The following is a 19,980-nucleotide window of genomic DNA, read 5'->3' on the forward strand; positions in this document are numbered from 1 at the left end:
GCGGGGACGTCCCCGACGGCCCACCGTCCCGCCACGGTCAGAGGAGGTGGCGGGACGGGGTGCGGGGCCGGGTCAGCCCTGGCCGCCGAAGAACCAGTCGAACGGGTTCGGGACGTTGCCCGGGTCGGTCGGGTCGCCCTGCTGACCCTGGTCGCCCTGCTGGCCGCCCTGGTCACCCTGGCCGGGCAGCTGCCCCTGGCCGTCCTGGCCCGGCGTCTGCCCCTGGCCGCCCTGCGACCCCTGACCGGTGGTCTCGTCGTCCGCCGGGCGCGTCGCGAGGGTGACGTCGAGCTCGAGCGTCTTGCCGTCGCGGACGACGGTGAGCTTCGACTCGGCGCCCGCGGCCCGCTCGCGCACGAACGCCGTGAGCGACTCCGCCCCGCCGACCGGGTGGCCGTCGATGGCGACGATGACGTCGCCCGAGCGGATGCCCGCGTCGGCGGCCGGCGAGCCGTCGGTGACCTCCTGGACCTCGGCGCCGCGGCGCGTCACGCCGTCGGCCGTCGCGGTCGCGTCGGCGAGCGTCACGCCGAGGAACGCGTGCTCCGCGGTCCCGTTGTCGACGAGCTGCTGACCGATCGTCTTGGCGAGGTTCACCGGGATGGCGAACCCGAGGCCGATCGAGCCGGACTGGCCACCGCCGCTCGACAGCGTCGCGATCGACGACGTGATGCCGATGACACGGCCCTGCGCGTCGAACAGCGGGCCGCCGGAGTTGCCCGGGTTGATCGCGGCGTCGATCTGGATCGCGTTCGTGACGACGGACGTGCCGCCGCCCTCGCCGGACGCGGACACCGGGCGGTCGACGGCCGACACGATGCCGGTCGTGGCCGTGTTCGCGAGGCCGAGCGGGTTGCCGACCGCGAGGACCGACTCGCCGACGGTCACGTCGTCGGAGTCGCCGAGCGTCGCGGGCTGGAGGTCGTCGGGGGCGTCGACGAGCTGCACGACGGCGAGGTCCGTCGCCGGGTCGAGCCCGACGATCTTCGCGTCGAACAGGCGGCCGTCGCTGAGCGTGACCTGGACCGTGTCGTTCTCGGCGCCGGACACCACGTGGTTGTTCGTCACCACGTGGCCCTTGTCGTCGATGATGACGCCGGAGCCCTCGGCCCCGCCCTGCGGGGTCTGGACCTGGATCGCCACGACCGACGGCGCGACGGCCTTGGTCACGGCCTCCCAGTCGGGGTTCTGCGACGACGAGTCGGCGACGGGCGCGGCCGATGTCTCGTGCTGCTGGCCGACGTCGGCGAGCGACGCGGAGTCCTGGTCGGCGCCGAACGCGCCGGTGAGGCCGGCGGTGCCGACGCTCGCGAGGAGCGCCGCGGCGGCCGCGGCGCTGACGACCGGCACCCAGGTGCGGCGGCGCTGCGGGGCGCCGCTCTCCCCGGCGGTGGCCGGGGCCGGCGGTGCGGGCGGCGGGCCGAAGCTGCCGGACGGCGTGTGCGCGCCGGGCGCGCCCTGCGCGGGTCGCGCGTACGGGTTCGCCGGCGACGTGGCGGGCGTGTGCCCCGCGGGTGCGGTGGCGTGGCCCGTCGGGGCGGGCTGCGGCGTCGTGAGGTGCTGCACGGGGTGCGGCGGGAGCGGCTGCGTCGGGTGGCCGGTCGGGTGCGCCGACGGCTGGGCCGGTGCCTGCTCGCCCGCGGTCGCGGCCGGCAGCGGCTGCGTGGCGTCGGGCGTCGGGACGGGGGTGGGCTCGGTGCCCGGGGTGTTCGTCATGGTGGGCCTCCTTCTTCTGCCCACTACTTCACACCGCCGCGCTTGAACGACGCTTGAACGAACCTGGGAGTCCGCTGCGAGTTTTTCCGCGCCCCTAGCCGCCCGAGGACAGCCCCGCGCGCACCGCCGCCCGGACGTCGTCCGCCAGGAGCAGGCCCTCGCGACGGCGGTCCGCGCGCCCGATACGCACCTCGAGGACCTGTACGCCGTGGCTCGGCGCCGCGAGCGCGTGCCGCAACGAGGGGACGTCCTGGACGAGCTGGTGGTCCACCCCGTAACCGGCGCACAGCGGCGCGAGGTGCGCGCCGTGCGGCGTCGCGAAGACGCGCTCGAACGTGCGGTGCGCGCCCTCGGACGACTCCCCCAGCGCCCCGGGCTCGAGCCCCGCGAAGATCGCGCCGCCGTCGTCGTTCACGACGACGAGCTGGAGGTCCGCGTGCGGCTCGTCGGGTCCGCGCAGCAGCCCGCCGACGTCGTGGAGGAAGGTGAGGTCGCCGAGCAGCGCGCGGGTGCGCCGGTGGCCACGACCCGTCGCGAGGGCCGCGCCGAGCGCCGTCGACACGGTGCCGTCGATGCCCGCGAGGCCGCGGTTGGCGAGCACGCGCGGGCCGTGCCCGTCGAGGCCGAGCACGAGGCCCAGGTCGCGGACCGGGCTCGACGAGCCGACCACGAGCAGGTCGTCCGGGCCGCCCGCCGCGGCGACCGCGCGCGCGACGCTCGGGCCGTCCGTCCGGGCCCCGTCGGTCGCCGCCTTGATGACGGCCGCCGCCGCGGCCGACGCCGTTCCCCAGCGCTCGGCCCAGCCCGTGGCGGGCGCGGGCTCGAGCCACCCCGCGGGCACCACGGGGAGCACCGTCGAGGCGTTGCGCGCGGCGTCGGGCCAGGGGCGCGAGCCCGGTGCCACGACGGTCACCGCGACGTCCCCGCGCCCGAGCAGCCGCTGCACCGGCCGCGAGAGCGTCGGCCGCCCCAGCACGACGACGTGCTCCACGTCGTCCACGAGCGCGTCGACCCCGAGCACGAGCGGGTGCCCGACGACGAGGCGCCGGCCGCCCGCCGCCCCGGACGACGGCTCGGCGAGCAGCGGCCAGCCGCGCGCCTCGGCGAGATCGCGCGCGACGGGGCCCGCGCCGTCGCCCGCGACGACGACCGTCCGCTCGCCGGGGACCGGCATCTCGATGGGGCCGACGGGGGTTCCGAGCGGCTCCGTGACGTCGCCCGGCGCGACGCCTGTCGGCACGGCCGCGGGGGCGGCCGGCACGACGACGACCGGGCGGACACCGGGAAGGTCCGGGTCGGGCGCGGTGGGCGCGGTGGGCCCACCGAGCGCGACGTCGGGAGGAGTGTCGGGCAGGCCGACGGGCACGAGCGGCTCGCGGTACGCGAGGTCGAGGTGCACCGGGCCGGGGTGCCCCGAGCGCGCGCCCACGGCCTCGGCGAGCGCGCGCGCCGTGACGGCGAGGAGGTCACGGACCTCGCCCGGGCGTCCGTCGGGTGCCGGGACGTCCGCCGCGAACCGCGTCGCGGGGCCGAAGATCCCGGCCTGGTGGGTCGTCTGGTTCGCGCCCGTGCCGCGCAGCTCGTGCGGCCGGTCGGCGGTGAGGAGCACGAGCGGGACGCCCGTGTGGTGCGCCTCGAGGACCGCGGGGTGCAGGTTCGCGACGGCCGTCCCCGACGTCGTGACGACCGCGACGGCCCGGGGCAGCGCGACGCCGCCGCGCACGAGCGGGCCCGCGCCGCGCGAGAGCCCGACGGCGAGGAACCCGGCCGCGCGCTCGTCGACGCGCACGTGCAGCGTGAGGTGGCCGAGGTCGGCCGCCGCCGCGAGCGCGTACGCGAGCGGCGCGCTGCGCGAGCCGGGGGCGAGCACGACGTCCGCGACGCCCTCGAGCGCGAGGCGGTGCACGAGCGCGAACGCGCTGCGCACCGCGGGCGGCTGCGCGTCCAGGCCGTCGAGCAGCGGGTCGAGGGCGGCGCTCATCGCGCACCCCCGGTGGCCACGAGGCCGGCGACGCGCTCGAGGCGCGCGCGCCACCGTCGGTCGGTCTCCGGGTCCGGCGCGGTCGCGGCGAGCGCCTCCGCGCTCGGTGCGGGACGCGTCACGAGCAGGGCCCCGTCGGCGGGCACGAGCGGCGCGGGCACGACGTCGGCGGCGAACAGGTTCACGGTCGCGAGGCCGCACGCGTACGGCAGCGCGGGGAGCGCGGCGGCGAGCGCGACGCCCGCGGCGATGCCGACCGACGACTCGAGCGCCGACGACACGACGACGGGCAGCCGCACCTGCTCGGCGAGGTCGAGGCACGCGCGCACGCCGCCGAGCGGCTGCACCTTGAGCACCACGACGTCGGCCGCGTCCGCGCGCACGACGGCGAGCGGGTCCTCGGCGCGCCGGATCGACTCGTCGGCGGCGACGGGCACGGCGGTGTCGCCGCGCTGGCCGCGCCGCACGGCCGCGAGACCGGCCACGTCGGGGCACGGCTGCTCGACGTACTCGAGCCCGCCCGCCGCGCGGTCGAGGTGCGGGAGGCGGCGCAGCGCCTCCTCGGGGTCCCAGGCGCCGTTCGCGTCGACGCGCACCCGACCGCCCGGTCCGAGCGCGTCGCGCACGGCCTCGAGGCGCGCGACCTCGGCGTCGAGGGGTTCGAGCGTGCCGTCGGGCCCACGCTGCGCGACCTTGACCTTGGCGGTGCGGCACCCGCCGGACGCGGCGACGAGCTCCCGGGCGCGGTCGGGCTCGACCGCCGGGACGGTCACGTTCACGGGGACCCGGTCGCGGACGGGGGCGGGCCAGCCGTCGTCGGCCGCCTCGTGCGCGGCGCGCAGCCAGGAGGCGGACTCGGCGTCGTCGTAGTCCCAGAAGGGCGAGAACTCGCCCCAGCCGGCGTCTCCGCGCAGGAGGACGCCGTCGCGCGCGTCGAGCCCGCGGAACCGGGTGGTGAGTCGGGTGCGGTAGACGACGGCGCGGGAGTCGGGCACGCGCCCAGGCTATGCCACGCGTCGTCGTCGGCCCGCGGCACCGACGCGCGCACGGCCGCAGCGCGCGGCCCTCACGCGTTGACGAGCACCACGACGACGAGCGCGACGATCACGGCGTTGAACGCGAACGCGACGACGGCGTGGGTCGTGACCATCCGGCGCGTGACGGAGTCGAGCACCGTGACGTCGGCGGTCGAGAAGGTCGTGCTCACGCCCGCCGCGAGGTACACGTAGTCGGCGTAGGCGCGCGGTCCCTCGCCGGGGAACGCGAACCCGAGGCCGTCGCCGGCCGCGACGTCGCGGCGCGCGTAGTGCACGGTGTGGGACACGAGCACCGCGACCCACGACACGACGATGACCGCGACGCCGAGCACGGTCAGCGCGGGGGCCGCTGCCCAGGCGACGCCCTGGGCGAGGGCGAACCCGACGAGCAGCGCCATGACCGCGAACTGGACGGACCACGCCGTCGACCCGCCGCCGAGGAGCAGCGTGCGGACGCGGCCGCGCCCGTCGGGGTGCGCGCGCAGCAGCGCCCGCTCGAGCTCGGGGCCGCGGCGCCCGGCGAACGCGACGCACGTCAGCGTGCAGGAGAGCCCGGCGAGCACGACCCACACGAGGAGGCCCGCCGCCACGGGGACCGTCCGGTCGTCGAGGCCGAGCGGGCCCTCTGCGAGGAGCACGACGACCGGACCGGTCACGAGCGCGACGACGGTCGAGACGAGGGTCCGGGTGGTCTCGGGGACGAGGCGGTCGCGCAGGGCCGGTCGGGCGGTGGACGGGCGTCGGGTCATGGGCCGCGAGGCTACCCGGCGGCGGCGCGCGGACTCAGCGCGGTCCGGGTGCCACGAGCTCGCCGACGAGGCGGACCGCGAGCGCGCGCGCGTCGCGGCCCTCGCTCAGCGCGCTCACGGCGGCGCCGTCGACGACCGCGACGAGGAGCGACGCCGCGACGTGGCCGAGGCCTCGCACGGCGAGGAGCTGCGCGACGGCGTCGTCCAGCCCCTGCCGGCCCTTCCCGTAGGCCCGGGCGAGCGCCGGGTAGCGGCCCGCGCCGACGAGGTGCTCGTAGAAGCCGCGCAGCTCGCTCTCCCCGCCGGGCGGCAGGACGGCGTCGACGAGGACGCGCGCGTCCTCCCGGGCCCGGTCCCCGCCCTGTGCCGCGCGCTCCGCGGCACCGTGCGCGTGCTCCGCCCACCCGGTGACGATGAGCTCGCCGGCCGCGCCCATGAGGTCGTCGAGGCCGGTGAAGTAGTAGGTGGTGGCGGCGAGCGGGACGTCGGCGCGCGTCGCGACGGCCCGGTGGGTCACCGCCGCGGGGCCGTCCTGGAGGATGAGGTCCGCGGCGGCGCGGACGATCGCGTCCCGGCGCGCGACACCGCGCGCCTGGCGCCGCGGTCCGGGTCGTCGGTCGGCGGTCTCGGTCGGCGTCGTCCCCACCCGCACACCGTAGGGCACCGGCCGCGCGCTCGTCAGGCGGGCAGGCGTCCCGCGCCCGCCGCCCGCAGCGCGTCGACGACGCGCGCGACGTCGGGCTCGCGCACGCGCGCCGTGCCGACGACCACGCCGTGCTCGGTCGGCTCGACGCGCTCGACGCCCGTCCCGCTCAGGGGCTCGACGGGGACGCCGGCCGCGCGCAGCCCGTCGACCGCCACGTCCTCGGCCGCCGGGCCGGGGAGCGGGACGACGAGGTGGAGACCCGCCGCGACGCCCCCGACCGTGACGCCGGGCAGGGCCTCGCCGAGCGCGGCGAGCAGCGCGCGGCGCCGCCGCTGGTAGACGACCCGGGCCCGGCGCAGGTGCCGCTGGTACGCGCCGGAGCCGAGGAGCGCCGCGAGCGCCGCCTGCTCGGGGACGGACGTGCCGAGGTCGGCGTGGCGCTTGGCCTCGACGAGCGGCCCGACGACGCGCGGCGGCGCGACGACCCAGCCGAGCCGCAGCGCGGGCGACAGGAGCTTGGAGACGGAGCCGAGCAGCACGACCCGCTCGGGGTCCAGGGGCTGCACCGACGCGACGGGCCGACGGTCGTAGCGCAGCTCGGCGTCGTAGTCGTCCTCGAGCACGAGGCGGTCCCCCGCGGCGGCCCACGCGAGCAGCGCACGACGGCGGGCCGGCGCGAGCACGACGCCGAGCGGGAACTGGTGCGCGGGCGTCACGAGCGCGGCGCGCGCGTCCTCGGGGAGCAGGTCGGTCCGGAGCCCGTCGGCGTCGACGGGCACGCCCGCGGGCCGGGTCCCCGCGTCGCGCAGGAGCTCGAGCGCGCCCCGCGACGACGGGTCCTCGACGGCGACCGTGACGGGCTCTGTCCCTGCCCCTGCCCCTGGCCCTGACCCCGGCGCGGGCGCCACCCGGCCCGCGGCGAGCAGCCGCGCGAGCAGCGCGAGCGCCTGGGCGACGCCGCTCACCACGACGACGTCGTGCGCGGTCACGTGCGCGCCACGGCTGCGGCGCAGGTGCTCCGCGAGCGCCTCGCGCAGCGCGGGCAGCCCCTGGGGGTCCGGGTAGCCGAGGTCGGCGTCCGCGAGCCCGCGGACGCCGTCGCGGACCGCGCGCGCCCACGCCGCCCGGGGGAACAGCGCCGGGTCCGGGGTCCCGACGCTCACGGGCCGGGGGCCCGCCGTGCCGTGCCGGGTGCTCCCGGTCCCCGGGCTCCGTGCGGGCGGCGCCCCCCGGGGGGACGGCGCCGCGGGGAGCGCCGCGACGACGACGCCCGACCGCGGCCGGGAAACGAGCAGCCCCTCGCCGACGAGCACGTCGACCGCCGTCGTCACCGTGCCGCGCGAGAGCCCGAGCGCGACGGCCGCGTCCCGGCCAGACGGCAGGACCGTGCCCGCCGCGACCCGTCCCTCGACGACGGCCGCGCGCAGGCCGTCCTGGAGCCAGCGGCCGACGTCGCGCGCGGGGCGCGGGCCGAGCACGAGCAGCAGGGCCTCGGGCGCGAGCCGGGTCGTCATCTGGCCCAGTGAACCAGGCACGACCTGGCCCTGCACCCTGGTCCACGACGCTCCTACCGTCGAGGCATGACACCCGCACCCGAGCGTCCCGGCAGCCTGCGGACCGGCGACCTGCGCTGCGCCGCGGGCATGGCGATCGTCGGCTCGTCGTTCGTCGCGTCCGCGGCCCTCGCCGGGTTCCCGGTGGTGGGCGGCCAGGCCGCGCGCTACGCCGTCGCCGCGCTCGTCCTGCTCGCCGTCCTCGCCGTGCGCCGGGTCCCCTGGGTGCTCCCCTCGCCCCGCGCGCTCGGGCGCCTGACCGCGCTCGCGGCCACGGGGCTCGTCGGCTTCAGCGTCCTCGTCGTCGAGAGCGCGGGCCGCGCCGACCCGTCGCTCGTCGGGGCCGTCGTGGGCGCCTCGCCCGTCGTCCTCGCGGCCGCGGGCGCGCTGCGGGCCCGACGGCTCGCGGTCCGCACCCTCGCGGCCGCCGTCGTCGTGACCGCCGGGGTCGTGGTCGTCGAGGGCGGCGGCGCGGGCGACCCCGTCGGCGTCGCGCTCGCGCTCGGCGCGCTCGCGTGCGAGGTGTGCTTCTCGCTCCTCGCCGTCCCCCTCCTGCCGACGCTCGGCGCGCTGCGCGTCTCCGCCTACGCGTGCGTCCTCGCCGTGCCGCAGCTCGCCGTGCTCGGGCTCGTGCGGCAGCAGGTGTCGGGGAGCCCGTTCCTCGCGGTGCCCGACGGCGCCGAGCTCGCCGCGCTCGGGTACCTCGCCGTCGTCGTCACGGCCGTCGCGTTCCTCCTCTGGTACTCCGGGCTCGCGACGATCGGGCCCGCGCGCGCCGGGCTGTTCGCGGGCCTGCTGCCCGTGGCAGCGCTCGTCGCGTCGGTCGTGCTCGGGTTCGAGGAGCCGACCGCGCGGTCGGTCGTCGGGACGCTCGTCGTGGGAGCGGGGCTCGTGCTCGGCCTCGCCCCGGCGCGCGCACGCCGCCCGCTCGCCCACCGGCTACCGTGGCGGGCGTGAGCAGCACCGACCCCACCCCCGCCGTGCCCGACGACGCGAGCCGCGCCCCCGCCGGCCGGGAGCACGCGCTCCCCCGCCAGGTCTCCGAGACGTTCGACCCCCGCGCCTGGCGCGAGGTCGACGGCTTCGAGGCGCTCACCGACCTCACCTACCACCGCGGCGTCGAGCGCGACGCCGACGGCGCCGTCGTGCGGGACCTGCCCGTGGTCCGCGTCGCGTTCGACCGGCCCGAGGTGCGCAACGCGTTCCGGCCCCACACCGTGGACGAGCTGTACCGCGTCCTCGACCACGCGCGCATGACGTCCGACGTCGGGACCGTGCTCCTCACGGGCAACGGGCCCTCGCCCAAGGACGGCGGGTGGGCGTTCTGCTCGGGCGGCGACCAGCGCATCCGCGGGCGCTCCGGCTACCAGTACACGACCGCGCCCGACGGCGGCGGGGACGTGCACACGCGCGACGCCGTCGACCCGGGCCGCGCGGGGCGCCTGCACATCCTCGAGGTGCAGCGCCTCATCCGGACCATGCCGAAGGTCGTGGTCGCGGTCGTCAACGGCTGGGCCGCGGGCGGCGGGCACTCGCTGCACGTCGTCGCGGACCTGTCGATCGCGAGCCGCGAGCACGCGCGGTTCAAGCAGACCGACGCGAACGTCGGGTCGTTCGACGGGGGCTACGGCTCGGCGTACCTCGCGCGGCAGGTGGGCCAGAAGCGCGCGCGGGAGATCTTCTTCCTCGCGCGGGAGTACTCCGCGCAGGACGCGTTCGAGTGGGGCGCGGTCAACGAGGTCGCGGACCACGCGGACCTGGAGGCGCTCGCGATCGAGTACGCGCGCGTGATCGCGACGAAGTCGCCGCAGGCGATCCGGATGCTGAAGTTCGCGTTCAACCTCGCGGACGACGGGCTCATGGGGCAGCAGGTCTTCGCGGGCGAGGCGACGCGGCTGGCGTACATGACGGACGAGGCCGTCGAGGGGCGCGACGCGTTCCTCGAGCGGCGCGACCCGGACTGGGGACGCTTCGGCTACGCGTTCTGACGGCCGCGGCTCAGGAGCCGCCGACGAGGCTCGTCAGCATCTCGAGGAGGCCGCGGCCGACGAACGCCGCCGCGACGGCGAGGCCGAACAGGAGCCCGACCGAGACGACGACCGGGACGGCCGATCGGGCGGCGCCCGGCTCGTCGTCGCGCGACGTGCGCGGCGCGTACGACGGCGGCAGCGAGGTGGGGGCCGGGCGCTGCGGGTTGCCCTCCGACGGGGTGCGGGGCTGGGACGGGTGGACGGGGTGCGGGACGACGGTTGCCATGACTCCACGGTGCCGCCCGGGACCCCTGCCGCGCGTCGGCCCCGCGGCTCGACCTGCGCGGCGGACGGTCCCCCTCGGGGCGGAGCGGACGTACGCCGTGGGGAGGACGCCGTCCGCCCGACGGCGGAGGGTCAGCCCACCGTCCAGCTCCCGGACCCCGTGGGCACGAGCTCGATCCACGACGTGCCCGGCTCGAGCTCGACGGGTGCCCCGTCGGCGCCGCTGAGCACGAGCGGGGCCTCGACGCCCTCCTTGGACCACGTCACCGCGACCTGCTTGCCGCCGCTCGCGACGACACCCTTGCCCGTCCCGACGAGCTGGGTCTCGGGGACGGCCACCCCCGCCGGGTCCTTGAACCGCGTGTCCACCATCGTCGCGGCGAGCAGCACGACGTTCGTCGCCGACAGCCGCACCTCGTCCGCGGAGACGGCCGGGCGGTCGCCCTCGCTGCGCACGTAGCGGCCCTCGCCGCCGTCCCACTCCCACACCGCGCGGCTCGCGTGCGTGAGACGCACGTCGAGCCGGGTCGCCGCGTCGCCCGCGACCGTCGCGGTCGCCGTCCCGGGCTCGCGGGCGAACACGAGCTGCGCGGGCGGCGGGGACGTGCGGTCGCCGTCGGCCTGGGCCCAGAACGCCTCCGGGCTGCCGTACACGTTGTGCGGGGCGCGCCGCGCGCGCGTGGTCGTGAAGCCGTCGTCGCCCTCGTCCATGACGACCGACTGGACGCCCGCGGCACCCAAGGCGTCGATGAACGGCTGCTGCCCGCCGGTGTACGCGAGGACGCCGTGCAGCGGCGCGACGATCGCCGGGTCCATGGGCCGCACCGAGCGGACGGGGCCCACGCTCTCGGGCACCTGCGAGTGGTAGACGGCGACGAAGCGCGTGATGCCGCCCTCGACGACCTCCTCCCACACGACGTCGGCCTGCTCGAGCCCCGTCTGCGGGCGCGCCTGGGGCGCGTTCTCGATCTTCACCGCGAGCGCCGGCCGGTCCGCGACCTCGTCGGCCGCGACGCCCGTGAGCGGCCACACGAGGGGGACGTCCGGCGTCGGGGGCACCTCCTTGGTGCCCGACACGTCGGGCTCGACCGTCGTGGTGCTCGGCGCCGTCGGCTCGCCCGCGCACCCGGCGAGCGCGACCACCGCCGCCACCACGACCGCGGCGAGCGCGCTCCCCCGGACTCCTCGTCCCGTCCTCGTCACCCTCGACCTCCCGACGGCCCGGGGCCCCTGCCCGTGCCGGCACCACGACGGACCTGTGTCCTCGGCCACGGTACGACCCGACCTAGGCTGATCCGGTGAACCGCGCCGTCGTCCCCGCCGATCTGGACGCCCTCGTCGCGGCGGTCGGGGCCGCGCTCGACGGCGACGGCCCGCCCGTCGCGCCCGTCCCGCTGCTCCCCTGCCCCCAGGGCTCCGGGCCGACCTCGGGCGACGTGCCCGCGGGCACCGCGCTCGTGCTGCGCACGTCGGGCTCGACGGGCGCGCCCCGGGAGGTGCTGCTCGGCGCCGACGCCCTGCGCGCGTCGGGCGCCGCGACGCACGAGCGGCTGGGCGGCCCGGGACACTGGCTCCTCACGCTGCCCCCGACGCACGTCGCGGGGGTGCAGGTCGTCGCGCGGGCCCACGCCGCGGGACGGGGCCTCACGGTCGCGCCCGCGGGCGAGCCCTTCACCCCCGGCGGGTTCGCGGCGCTCGTCGCGCGCGCCCCGCGCGGCGAGCGGCGGTACGTCTCGCTCGTCCCGACCCAGCTCCATCGCCTCGTCGAGGCGGCCGACGCCGGGTCCGCCGACGGCACCGCGGGCCTCGACGCGCTCCGCTCGCTCGACGCCGTGCTCCTCGGCGGTGCCGCGACGCCGCCCGCGCTGCTGCGCCGCGCGCGGTCCGCGGGAGCGCGCGTCGTCACCACGTACGGCATGACGGAGACGTGCGGCGGCTGCGTGTACGACGGCGTCCCCCTCCCGGGCGCGCGCGTCCGGCTGGTCCCGGCGGGCGACGCCGAGGGCGAGGGGGCGGGCGTCGTCGAGCTCTCCGGCCCGTTCCTCGCGCACGGCTACCTCGGGGAGCCGGACGGGACCGCGGCCGCGTTCCGCACCGACGACGACGGCACGCGCTGGTTCCGCACGAGCGACCTCGGGCGGCTCGACGGCCCCGCGGACGCGCCGGTGCTCACCGTCCTCGGCCGCGCGGACGACGTGATCGTCTCGGGCGGCGTGAACGTCGCCCCGGCGGCGGTCGAGGCGGTGGTCGGCGAGGTCGCGGGCGTCGGGGAGGCGTGCGTCGTCGGGGTGCCGCACCCCGAGTGGGGCCAGGAGGTCGTCGCGGTCGTCACGCTGGCGGGCGCGCAGCGCGACGACGGTGCCGCGTCGGGCACGGCGGGCACGGCGGGCACGGCGGGCGCCGGGGGCGTGACGAGCGCCCCGCCCGAGCTCGTCGCCGCCGTGCGGGGCCGCGTCGCGGATAGGCTGGAGCGGGCGGCCGCACCCCGCCGCGTGCTCGTCGTCCCGGACCTCCCCCGGCGCGGGCCCGGCAAGGTGGACCGCGCCGCGGTGGCTCGGATCGCCGTCGGGCACGGGCGCACCCCGCCCGGCTGAGCCGGCCGGACAACCCCGGGCACGACCGAGCAGCACGACCCGAGACGCACGACCGAGACGCACGACCGAGACGCACGACCGAGACGGAGCACCATGGCCAGCACCACCCAGTGGGTCGCGGGCGCACGCCCGCGCACCCTCCCTGCCGCCGCGACGCCCGTCATCGTGGGTTCCGGCGCCGCGGCCCAGGTGGACGGGTTCGCGTTCTGGCCCGCGCTGCTCGCCCTCGGGGTCGCGCTCGCGCTCCAGGTCGGCGTGAACTACGCCAACGACTACTCGGACGGCGTGCGCGGCACCGACCTCGACCGTGTCGGCCCGCTGCGGCTCACCGCGTCCGGGCTCGCGCGGCCCGCGCAGGTGCGCGCCGCGGCGTTCGCCGCGTTCGGTGTCGCGGGCGTCCTGGGGCTCGTCCTCTGCGCGGTCACGGGCCACTGGTGGCTCCTGGCGGTCGGCGCCGTCGCGATCCTCGCCGCCTGGTACTACACGGGCGGGCGCAACCCCTACGGCTACCGCGGCCTCGGCGAGGTCGGGGTGTTCGTGTTCTTCGGCCTCGTCGCGACGCTCGGCACCACGTACACGCAGGCCGGGGTCGTCACGTGGCCGTCCGCGGTCGGCGCGGTCGCCGTCGGGCTGCTCGCGTGCGCGATCCTCATGGTCAACAACATCCGCGACATCCCGACCGACGTCGTCGCGGGCAAGCGCACGCTCGCGGTGCGGCTCGGCGACTTCCGGGCGCGCCGCGCCTACGTCGCGATGATCTGGGTGCCGCTCCTGCTGGCGGTGGTGTGCGCGTTCGCGTCGCCGTGGGCGCTCGGCACGCTCGTGCTCCTGCTGCCCGCCGCGCTCCTCACCGTCCCGGTGGTCGCGGGTGCGCGCGGTCCGCTGCTCGTCCCGGTGCTCGCGGGCACCGGCCTGTTCGAGCTCGGCTACGGCGTCCTGCTGGGGGTCGGGCTGGCGCTCTGAGCGCGGCCCGCTCGGGGTCGGCGGGCTCTGCCCCGGCGGGGTCTGCGCGGGGGCGGGCCCGGCCGGGCCGGCTCCGGCGCCCCCGGTCGGTCAGCGCGCCGGGGAGGCGCCCGGGCGGCCGGTCGCGTCGGCCTCGGGGCTGGACGTCCTGTCCACCGCGGCGGGGCCCGCGGACCCGGCGGCAGCAGCGGTGCCGTCGACGGCCGCGTCCTCGGCCGCCGCGTCGTCCTCGATCTCCCGGGAGAACCGCTCGCCCGTGCGGGCGCGGTGCTCGGCACGGGCGGCGAGGTAGCGCGAGGCCGCCTCGCGGGGCTTGCTCAGCGTCAGGTACGACAGCATGAGCGCGACGGCGGCCGCGACGAGCACGAGCAGCCAGCCGCGCAGGCCGGCGAACCAGAGGGCGCCGAGCGCCACCGCGAAGAGGAGCAGACGCAGGACGGAGTAGACGACGACAGGCACGACTCCAGGGTACGGCCCGTAGGCTGGAGCCATGCTCCGCGTCCTGCTCCCGCTGCTCGCCGTCGGTCTCGCCGTCTACGCGCTCGTCGACCTCGCCTCGAGCGACGAGGACGAGCGCGGCGGCATCCCCAAGGGGCTGTGGGTCGTGCTCATCATCCTCCTGCCGTTCCTCGGCCCCATCGCGTGGATCCTCGTCAAGCGCTCGGCGTCGCGGTCCGGCGCGCGCTCCCGCCCCGGCGGCCGCCCCGGCCCCGGCTCGGCCGCCGGGGGCGCGCGGCGTCGTCGCAACGCGCCCGTCGCGCCCGACGACGACCCGGAGTTCCTCTGGCGGCTCGAGCAGCAGCAGCGCCGCCAGGCACGCGACGACTCCCCGGCGCCCGCCGACGACGCTCCGGCCACGGACGCGACGCCCGGGGACGAGCGCACCGACGACGGCGACGCGCGCCGCCCCGGCGCGAGCAACCCCTCGGAGGACGGCGACGACGCGACGCGCTGAGGCGTCTGGCGCGACCTGAGGGCTCCCGCCACGACGAGGCTCGCACCACCGGGTCCGCGACACCACGCGCCTCGCACCACCCCGCCCGCAGCACCACGAAGGCTCGCGCCACCCCGCCCTCGGCATGACACAAGGGGGCCGCCGTCCGGATCGGACGGCGGCCCCCTTCGTCGTGCGGCGCCGTGGTGTGCTGCGCGGCGGTCGGTCAGTCGCCCGGGTTGAGGCCGGAGTACGAGTGCTTGCCGTTGAACAGCAGGTTGACGCCGGTGAAGTTGAAGAGCACGCACGCGTAGCCGACGATCACGAAGTACGCCGCACGACGTCCGGACCACCCGCGGGTCGTGCGCGCGTGCAGGTAGGCCGCGTAGACGATCCAGACGACGAAGCTCCAGACCTCCTTGGGGTCCCAGCCCCAGTAGCGTCCCCACGCGTGCTCGGCCCAGATCGCCCCGCCGATGATCGTGAACGTCCACAGCACGAACGCGACCGCGTTGAGCCGGAAGCTCAGCGCCTCGAGCTGGAGCGCGCCCGGCGTGGAGTCGAGCCAGCGCCACCCGCGGGCCCCGAGGAACGCGTTGCCCGAGTCGCGCGAGTCGCGCAGCAGCTGGAGCACCGAGGTGACGAACGCGACGGTGAAGATGCCCGTCGCGATGATCGCGACCCCGACGTGGATGACGAGCCAGTAGGACTGGAGCGCCGGCTGCACGCCCGTCGCGACGACGAAGAACGCGTTCTGGGCGAGCACGAGGAACAGGACCGACAGCCCCGTGACGAACGAGCCCAGGAAGCGCACGTCGCGCTTGAGGGAGACGGCGAGGAACGCCGCGAGCGCGACGAACGTGCCCACGAGCGTGAACTCGTACATGTTGGCCCAGGGGGTGCGCCCGGCCGCGATGCCGCGCGTGACGATCGCGACGAGCAGCAGCGCGGTACCGAGCCACGTCAGCGAGACGCCGATGTTCGCGGCCTTGCGCGACGGCGACGCGGCGTCCGCCGGGTCCGCCTCGACGGCGCCCGTCGTGCCGGGCCCGTACGGGGAGGCCGACGAGGCGCCCGCGGCGGCGAGCACCTCGGCGCGGTCCGCGGTGCGCTCGCGCGCGTCGTCGGCCCGGGCGTCGGCGCGTTCGAGGTCCGCGCGGCCCGCGAGGCGCGCGAGGTCGATCGCGAACGCGACGAGCGCGACGGTCAGCGCGGTCGCTGCGGCCCAGACGAGGTCCTGGCTCAGCTCGGCGAGGGTCATCGGTCAGCCTTTCGTGCGCGGTCGCGCGAGGTCGGGTCCTGTGCGGGACGCCCGGTGGGGCGGGTGCCGTCCGCCGGGGCACGCCCCGGCGACGAGGTGAGGTCGCCCTCGTCCGATGGTGCCACGCCCGGGAGCGCGGCGAGAAGCGAGTCGACCTCGCCCTGCAGCCCGGCGTCGTCGCCCCGGGCGAGCCCCGCGACGGCGACGACGGTCCGCTCGCGCGGGGCGTCGTCGTCGCCCGTGCCGGGCACCTCCTCGCGCCACGCCCGCACCCAGACGCGGCGGCGGGGCGTGAAGAGCGAGACGGCGAGGCCCAGCAGGGCGCCGAGCGAGAAGACGAGCACCCACGTCAGCGACGGGTCGTGCCGCAGGTCGAGGGCCACGTAGCGCGGCAGGGAGTCGAACGTGATGGTGCCGAGCCCGTCGGGGAGGTCGACGGTCTCGCCGGGCGCGACGAGGATCTTCACGCGCTCGCCGTCCTCGTCGACCGACGGCGTGAGGTCGTCGGTGTCGAGGCGGTAGACGTTCTGGGGCAGGCCCTCGTCGAGGCCCAGGTCACCCCGGTACACCTCGAGCACGAGGAGCGGGTTGATGGGCTGCGGGTAGATCGAGGCTGCCGTCTCGCCGTCCTCGCTGATCTCGGCCGTCGGCAGGAAGTACCCGACGAGCCCGATCTGGTCGAGGCCGTCCGACACGTCGGGCACCTTGATGACGCCGCGCGACGTGTACATCGTGTCCTCCGGGAGGAACGGCACGCGGCCCGAGAACGCGGTCTCGCCGTCGGCGTCGCGCACCGTGACCTCGGGCGCGAACCCGTTGCCCTGGAGGTAGATCTTCGCGCCGCCCGCGGTGAGCGGGTGGTTGACCTTGATGGTCTCCTCGTGGCGGGCGCCGTCGGGGTCGCGCACCGTGACGAACGCCGTGAAGTCGCGCGACTGGGCGAACGCGGCGGCGTCGGCCGCGAACTCCGACTCGAACGCGTCGAGCGTCATGGAGAACGGGACGAGCGACGACGGGCGGAACCAGGCCCCGTTCTCGAACGTGTCGTAGTCGACGACCGCGTTCGCGAACCCGCGGCCCTCGGTGACGATCGCCTGGCCGCGGTAGTGCAGGAGCTGGCCGGTCGCGACCGCGACGAGCAGCCCGACGAGCGACAGGTGGAACAGCAGGTTCCCGCTCTCGCGCAGGTACCCGCGCTCCGCGGAGACCGTCCGCGCGGCGGGCCGCGCGGCGGCGCGTCCGCGGGCGGGCGTCGCGTCCTCGGCGCCGGTGTCGACGCGGAAGGTCGGGAGCCAGGCCAGGCGTCCGCGCAGGTGCGTGCTCGCCGCCTCGACGACCTCGTCGGGCGTCGCGTCCGTGACGGCCCGGCCCTGCGCGGGGAACCGGTCGAAGCGGCGGGGCGTGCGGGGCGGTCGGGAGCGGAGCGCCTGCAGGTGCGCCTTGGTGCGCGGCAGGATGCACCCGACGAGCGAGACGAACAGCAGGATGTAGATCGCCGAGAACCACACCGACGCGTAGACGTCGAAGAAGCCGAGCCGGTCGAGCCACTCCCCCGTCGTGGGGTTCTCCTGGAGGTAGCGCAGCACCGCCGCCGGGTCCTGCGGGCGCTGCGGCAGGACCGAGCCGGGCACCGCGGCGACCGCGAGCAGCATGAGGAGCATGAGCGCGACCCGCATGCTCGTGAGCTGGCGCCACGTCCAGCGCAGCGCACCGCGCCACCCGAGCGACGGGAGCGCCGGGCCGCCGTCACCTCCCGCGCCGCCCTTCCCGCCCGACGGCGTCCGCTCCCCCGGGCCGTCGCCCGCGGAGAACGCGTCGTCGATGCCCTCGGGGCGGTAGCCCGTCCGCACGGTCGTGCGGGCCTCCTCGGCCTGCTCGACCTGCTCGGCCTGCTCGCTGTTCCCGGGCTCCCCGGTCCGCCGGCTCATCTCACACCACCGTCACGTATCCGCCGATCCAGCCCTGCAGCGACGTCGTCCACGTCGTCCACAGGCCCGTGACCAGCGCCAGACCGATGAGCACCAGCAGCCCGCCGCCGATCCGCATGATCGCGAGACGGTGCCGGCGCAGGAACCCGAGCATGCGCTGCGAGCTCTGCAGCCCCAGCGCGATGAGGAGGAAGGGCACGCCCAGCCCGAGGCAGTACGCGACGCCGAGGATCGCGCCGCGCCCCGCCGACGCCTCGCTGAGCGACAGCGCCTGGACGGCGACGAGCGTCGGGCCGAGGCACGGGGTCCACCCGAGCCCGAACACGATGCCGAGCAGCGGCGCCCCCCACAGCCCGGCCTGCGGGCTCACGTGCAGGCGCCGCTCGCGCTGGAGGAAGGGCAGCGCGCCGAGGAACGCGAAGCCCATGAGGATGACGACCACGCCGAGCACGCGCGTGATGACGTCCTCCCAGCGGACCAGGTGCACGCCGATCGCGCCCGCGGCGAACATGAGCGCCACGAACACGAGCGTGAACCCGGCGACGAACAGCCCGACGCCCGCGAGCACGCGGCCCCGGCTCGGTGCCGCGACCCGGGTGGCCGTCGTCGTGCCCCCGGACGCCGTGCCCCCGTCGCCGGTGGTGGCGGCGGCCATGCCCGAGACGTAGCCGACGTACCCCGGCACCAGCGGCAGCACGCACGGGGACGCGAACGAGACGAGGCCCGCGATGACCGCGACGGGCACCGCGAGCAGCATCGAGCCGCTCCACACGGTCGTCGCGAAGGTGTCGCCGATGCTCGACGCGGCGCCCGCGGGGACCGCGGCGGCGAGGGGCGTGAGGACGGGCACGGTCAGCTCTCGGCGAGGACGTCGTCGACCAGGGCGGTGAGCGTCGAGCCCTCGACGAGCCCGATGACGCGCGCCGCGACGCGGCCCTCGCGGTCGAGCACGACGGTGGACGGCACGGCCTGGAGCGGGACGGTGCCCGAGAGCGCCGCGACGACCTCGCCGGACCGGTCGTCGATCGACGGGTAGGGGACGTCGAACCGGCGCTGGAACGCCTGGGCGGCGCCCGCCTCGTCGGTCGTGTTGATCCCGAGCACCTGCACGCCGTCGTCGGCGCGCTCGTTGGCGAGCGCCACGAGGTCGGGCGCCTCGGCCCGGCACGGCGCGCACGCCGCGTACCAGGTGTTGAGCACGACGACGTCCCCGAGCCACGCGCTCGTGTCGACCTGCTCGCCCTCGTAGTCCGTGCCCGTGAGCGCGACGACGTCGCCGCGCTCGTCGGCGTCCCACGTGCGGACCGACCCGTCGCCCGAGACGAAGCCCTGCCCCACGACGTCGGTCGAGGCGCCGGAGTCCTGGGCGCACGCCGCGAGACCGAGGGTCGCGGCGAGCACGACGGCGCCCGTCAGCGCACGGCGCACGGGTCGCCGACGCGACGGCAGGGCAGCGGCCCGCGCCTCGACGGAGAGGGGGCGCGCGGCACGCGCGCGCGAGTCGGCGGTCACGACGGCATCACGGGACGCACCCTGCCCGCGCTTCCTGAACGGGACCTGAGAGACGTGACCTCCGCCACGCCCGAACCGTGCAGTTCGGGCGCGACGGCCGTGGCGACAGCGCTGGACATGACCGACGTCACGCCCCGGAGACGGTCGCCGCGCCCGGGAGGAGGTCCGCGACCGGCTCGGTGTAGTGCAGGCCGACCAGGCGGTCGTCCTCGAAGTGCAGCGACGTGAGCGACGCGAGCGAGCACTCGCGCTTGCGCGGGTCGTGCCAGAGCCGGCGGTTCTCGAAGCTCAGGCGCGTGAGCCACACGGGGAGCTGGTGGCTGACGAGCAGCGCCTCGTGCCCGGCCGCCTCGTCCCGCGCGTCGGCGACGGCGGCCCGCATGCGCGCGACCTGCTCCACGTACGGCTCGCCCCAGGACGGGCGGAACGGGTTCCACAGGTAGGGCCAGTGCTGCGGGTGCCGCAGCGAGCCGTCGCCGACGCCGAAGGTCTTGCCCTCGAAGTGGTTCGCGGCCTCGATGAGCCGCTCGTCCGTGCCCAGCTCGAGCCCGAACTCCTCGGCGGCGGGCGTCGCGGTCTCCTGCGCGCGCTGCAGCGGCGAGGCCACGACGACCGTGAGGTCGGCGCGGGGGCGCGACGTGCCGTCGGGCCCGGGCTCGCCCGCGAGGTGCGCGGCGACCCGGCGGGCCATCTCGTGGCCGCGCTCGGAGAGGTGGTAGCCGGGGATCCGGCCGTAGAGGACGCCGTCGGGGTTGTGGACCTCGCCGTGGCGCAGGAGGTGGACGATGGTGGAGACCATGCCCACCAGTGTCCCGCACTCGGGGCGAGCGCACGCCACCGCGGGCCGGCGC

General features: G+C 77.2%; 19 protein-coding genes. 5 read left to right on the forward strand and 14 right to left on the reverse strand.

What is annotated here, in order from left to right; all coding sequences use genetic code 11:
• Nucleotides 1-72 precede the first annotated feature (72 nt).
• The 6 genes from BXA05_RS00100 to pdxR all read right to left on the reverse strand — a co-directional run bounded on the left by BXA05_RS00100 (nt 73) and on the right by pdxR (nt 7,643).
• A complete protein-coding gene (locus tag BXA05_RS00100) occupies nt 73-1,716 on the reverse strand; it encodes a trypsin-like peptidase domain-containing protein (protein ID WP_076403200.1) in 1,644 nt (547 codons plus the stop codon).
• 94 nt (nt 1,717-1,810) lie between these two features.
• Nucleotides 1,811-3,697 carry a 2-succinyl-5-enolpyruvyl-6-hydroxy-3-cyclohexene-1-carboxylic-acid synthase gene (menD, locus tag BXA05_RS00105; RefSeq protein ID WP_076403202.1) on the reverse strand — a complete coding sequence of 629 codons (1,887 nt, stop codon included), beginning with the start codon at nt 3,695-3,697 and terminating at the stop codon, nt 1,811-1,813.
• Complete coding sequence (locus tag BXA05_RS00110) at nt 3,694-4,692, reverse strand: o-succinylbenzoate synthase (RefSeq protein ID WP_076403205.1); 999 nt, start codon at nt 4,690-4,692, stop codon at nt 3,694-3,696. The genes menD and BXA05_RS00110 overlap by 4 nt, the downstream gene beginning before the upstream one ends.
• Before the next feature lie 71 nt (nt 4,693-4,763).
• The gene (locus tag BXA05_RS00115; RefSeq protein WP_051028631.1) at nt 4,764-5,483 is read right to left on the reverse strand and encodes a DUF1345 domain-containing protein; all 720 of its coding nucleotides are present in this window, start codon (nt 5,481-5,483) and stop codon (nt 4,764-4,766) included.
• A 34-nt stretch (nt 5,484-5,517) separates the two neighbouring features.
• Nucleotides 5,518-6,129 carry a TetR/AcrR family transcriptional regulator gene (locus BXA05_RS00120; RefSeq protein WP_076403208.1) on the reverse strand — a complete coding sequence of 204 codons (612 nt, stop codon included), beginning with the start codon at nt 6,127-6,129 and terminating at the stop codon, nt 5,518-5,520.
• A 32-nt stretch (nt 6,130-6,161) separates the two neighbouring features.
• Nucleotides 6,162-7,643 carry a MocR-like pyridoxine biosynthesis transcription factor PdxR gene (gene pdxR, locus BXA05_RS00125; protein WP_076403211.1) on the reverse strand — a complete coding sequence of 494 codons (1,482 nt, stop codon included), beginning with the start codon at nt 7,641-7,643 and terminating at the stop codon, nt 6,162-6,164.
• Between the two features lie 66 nt (nt 7,644-7,709).
• On the opposite strand from pdxR, the gene BXA05_RS00130 reads away from it, so the two are divergent.
• Both BXA05_RS00130 and BXA05_RS00135 read left to right on the forward strand, forming a co-directional pair.
• Nucleotides 7,710-8,639, forward strand: coding sequence for a DMT family transporter (locus BXA05_RS00130; RefSeq protein WP_076403214.1), 930 nt, complete (start codon nt 7,710-7,712; stop codon nt 8,637-8,639).
• A 23-nt stretch (nt 8,640-8,662) separates the two neighbouring features.
• On the forward strand, nt 8,663-9,670 hold the full coding sequence (locus tag BXA05_RS00135; RefSeq protein WP_061269147.1) for a 1,4-dihydroxy-2-naphthoyl-CoA synthase: 1,008 nt from the start codon (nt 8,663-8,665) through the stop codon (nt 9,668-9,670).
• A gap of 10 nt (nt 9,671-9,680) precedes the next feature.
• On the opposite strand, the gene BXA05_RS00140 is transcribed toward BXA05_RS00135, so the two are convergent.
• Both BXA05_RS00140 and BXA05_RS00145 read right to left on the reverse strand, forming a co-directional pair.
• Complete coding sequence (locus BXA05_RS00140) at nt 9,681-9,938, reverse strand: hypothetical protein (RefSeq protein WP_076403217.1); 258 nt, start codon at nt 9,936-9,938, stop codon at nt 9,681-9,683.
• Nucleotides 9,939-10,069: 131 nt separating this feature from the next.
• Entirely contained in the window at nt 10,070-11,140 is a 1,071-nt protein-coding gene (locus tag BXA05_RS00145) for a DUF3048 domain-containing protein (protein ID WP_076403219.1), read from the reverse strand.
• Nucleotides 11,141-11,235: 95 nt separating this feature from the next.
• Here BXA05_RS00145 and BXA05_RS00150 point away from each other — a divergent pair, with 95 nt between their 5' ends.
• Together BXA05_RS00150 and BXA05_RS00155 are read left to right on the forward strand one after the other, a co-directional pair.
• Nucleotides 11,236-12,531 carry an AMP-binding protein gene (locus BXA05_RS00150; RefSeq protein WP_076403222.1) on the forward strand — a complete coding sequence of 432 codons (1,296 nt, stop codon included), beginning with the start codon at nt 11,236-11,238 and terminating at the stop codon, nt 12,529-12,531.
• Nucleotides 12,532-12,624: 93 nt separating this feature from the next.
• Complete coding sequence (locus BXA05_RS00155) at nt 12,625-13,494, forward strand: 1,4-dihydroxy-2-naphthoate polyprenyltransferase (RefSeq protein ID WP_043660717.1); 870 nt, start codon at nt 12,625-12,627, stop codon at nt 13,492-13,494.
• 90 nt (nt 13,495-13,584) lie between these two features.
• Here the strand turns inward: BXA05_RS00155 and BXA05_RS00160 are convergent, their stop codons facing one another.
• Entirely contained in the window at nt 13,585-13,953 is a 369-nt protein-coding gene (locus BXA05_RS00160; protein WP_083711181.1) for a DUF4229 domain-containing protein, read from the reverse strand.
• Nucleotides 13,954-13,984: 31 nt separating this feature from the next.
• On the opposite strand from BXA05_RS00160, the gene BXA05_RS00165 reads away from it, so the two are divergent.
• The gene (locus BXA05_RS00165) at nt 13,985-14,449 is read left to right on the forward strand and encodes a PLD nuclease N-terminal domain-containing protein (RefSeq protein ID WP_076403227.1); all 465 of its coding nucleotides are present in this window, start codon (nt 13,985-13,987) and stop codon (nt 14,447-14,449) included.
• Between the two features lie 205 nt (nt 14,450-14,654).
• Here the strand turns inward: BXA05_RS00165 and ccsB are convergent, their stop codons facing one another.
• The 5 genes from ccsB to BXA05_RS00190 form a co-directional block, all read right to left on the reverse strand.
• Nucleotides 14,655-15,689 (reverse strand): c-type cytochrome biogenesis protein CcsB, encoded by a 1,035-nt coding sequence (gene ccsB, locus BXA05_RS00170; protein ID WP_061269144.1) that lies wholly within the window; start codon nt 15,687-15,689, stop codon nt 14,655-14,657.
• Complete coding sequence (gene resB, locus BXA05_RS00175; RefSeq protein WP_083711182.1) at nt 15,686-17,617, reverse strand: cytochrome c biogenesis protein ResB; 1,932 nt, start codon at nt 17,615-17,617, stop codon at nt 15,686-15,688. Before resB ends, ccsB begins: the two co-directional genes overlap by 4 nt.
• A 1-nt stretch (nt 17,618) precedes the next feature.
• On the reverse strand, nt 17,619-18,413 hold the full coding sequence (locus BXA05_RS00180) for a cytochrome c biogenesis CcdA family protein (protein ID WP_031316924.1): 795 nt from the start codon (nt 18,411-18,413) through the stop codon (nt 17,619-17,621).
• A 56-nt stretch (nt 18,414-18,469) separates the two neighbouring features.
• Nucleotides 18,470-19,045: a TlpA family protein disulfide reductase gene (locus BXA05_RS00185; RefSeq protein ID WP_076404020.1), complete on the reverse strand. Its 576-nt coding sequence runs from the start codon at nt 19,043-19,045 to the stop codon at nt 18,470-18,472.
• A gap of 211 nt (nt 19,046-19,256) precedes the next feature.
• Entirely contained in the window at nt 19,257-19,928 is a 672-nt protein-coding gene (locus BXA05_RS00190; protein WP_076403230.1) for a histidine phosphatase family protein, read from the reverse strand.
• Nucleotides 19,929-19,980: the final 52 nt, after the last annotated feature.

Origin of the sequence: Cellulosimicrobium funkei (assembly GCF_900155925.1) — a bacterium.
Classification (GTDB): Bacteria; Actinomycetota; Actinomycetes; order Actinomycetales; family Cellulomonadaceae; genus Cellulosimicrobium; species Cellulosimicrobium funkei.

Excerpts from the sequence above, each read along its gene's own strand:
- ccsB (WP_061269144.1), bottom strand. The coding sequence starts at position 15,689 with ATGACCCTCGCCGAGCTGAGCCAGGACCTCGTCTGGGCCGCAGCGACC.
- BXA05_RS00130 (WP_076403214.1), top strand. The coding sequence starts at position 7,710 with ATGACACCCGCACCCGAGCGTCCCGGCAGCCTGCGGACCGGCGACCTG.
- BXA05_RS00100 (WP_076403200.1), bottom strand. The coding sequence starts at position 1,716 with ATGACGAACACCCCGGGCACCGAGCCCACCCCCGTCCCGACGCCCGAC.
- BXA05_RS00190 (WP_076403230.1), bottom strand. The coding sequence starts at position 19,928 with ATGGTCTCCACCATCGTCCACCTCCTGCGCCACGGCGAGGTCCACAAC.
- BXA05_RS00155 (WP_043660717.1), top strand. The coding sequence starts at position 12,625 with ATGGCCAGCACCACCCAGTGGGTCGCGGGCGCACGCCCGCGCACCCTC.
- BXA05_RS00115 (WP_051028631.1), bottom strand. The coding sequence starts at position 5,483 with ATGACCCGACGCCCGTCCACCGCCCGACCGGCCCTGCGCGACCGCCTC.
- pdxR (WP_076403211.1), bottom strand. The coding sequence starts at position 7,643 with ATGACGACCCGGCTCGCGCCCGAGGCCCTGCTGCTCGTGCTCGGCCCG.
- BXA05_RS00165 (WP_076403227.1), top strand. The coding sequence starts at position 13,985 with ATGCTCCGCGTCCTGCTCCCGCTGCTCGCCGTCGGTCTCGCCGTCTAC.
- resB (WP_083711182.1), bottom strand. The coding sequence starts at position 17,617 with ATGAGCCGGCGGACCGGGGAGCCCGGGAACAGCGAGCAGGCCGAGCAG.
- BXA05_RS00140 (WP_076403217.1), bottom strand. The coding sequence starts at position 9,938 with ATGGCAACCGTCGTCCCGCACCCCGTCCACCCGTCCCAGCCCCGCACC.
- menD (WP_076403202.1), bottom strand. The coding sequence starts at position 3,697 with ATGAGCGCCGCCCTCGACCCGCTGCTCGACGGCCTGGACGCGCAGCCG.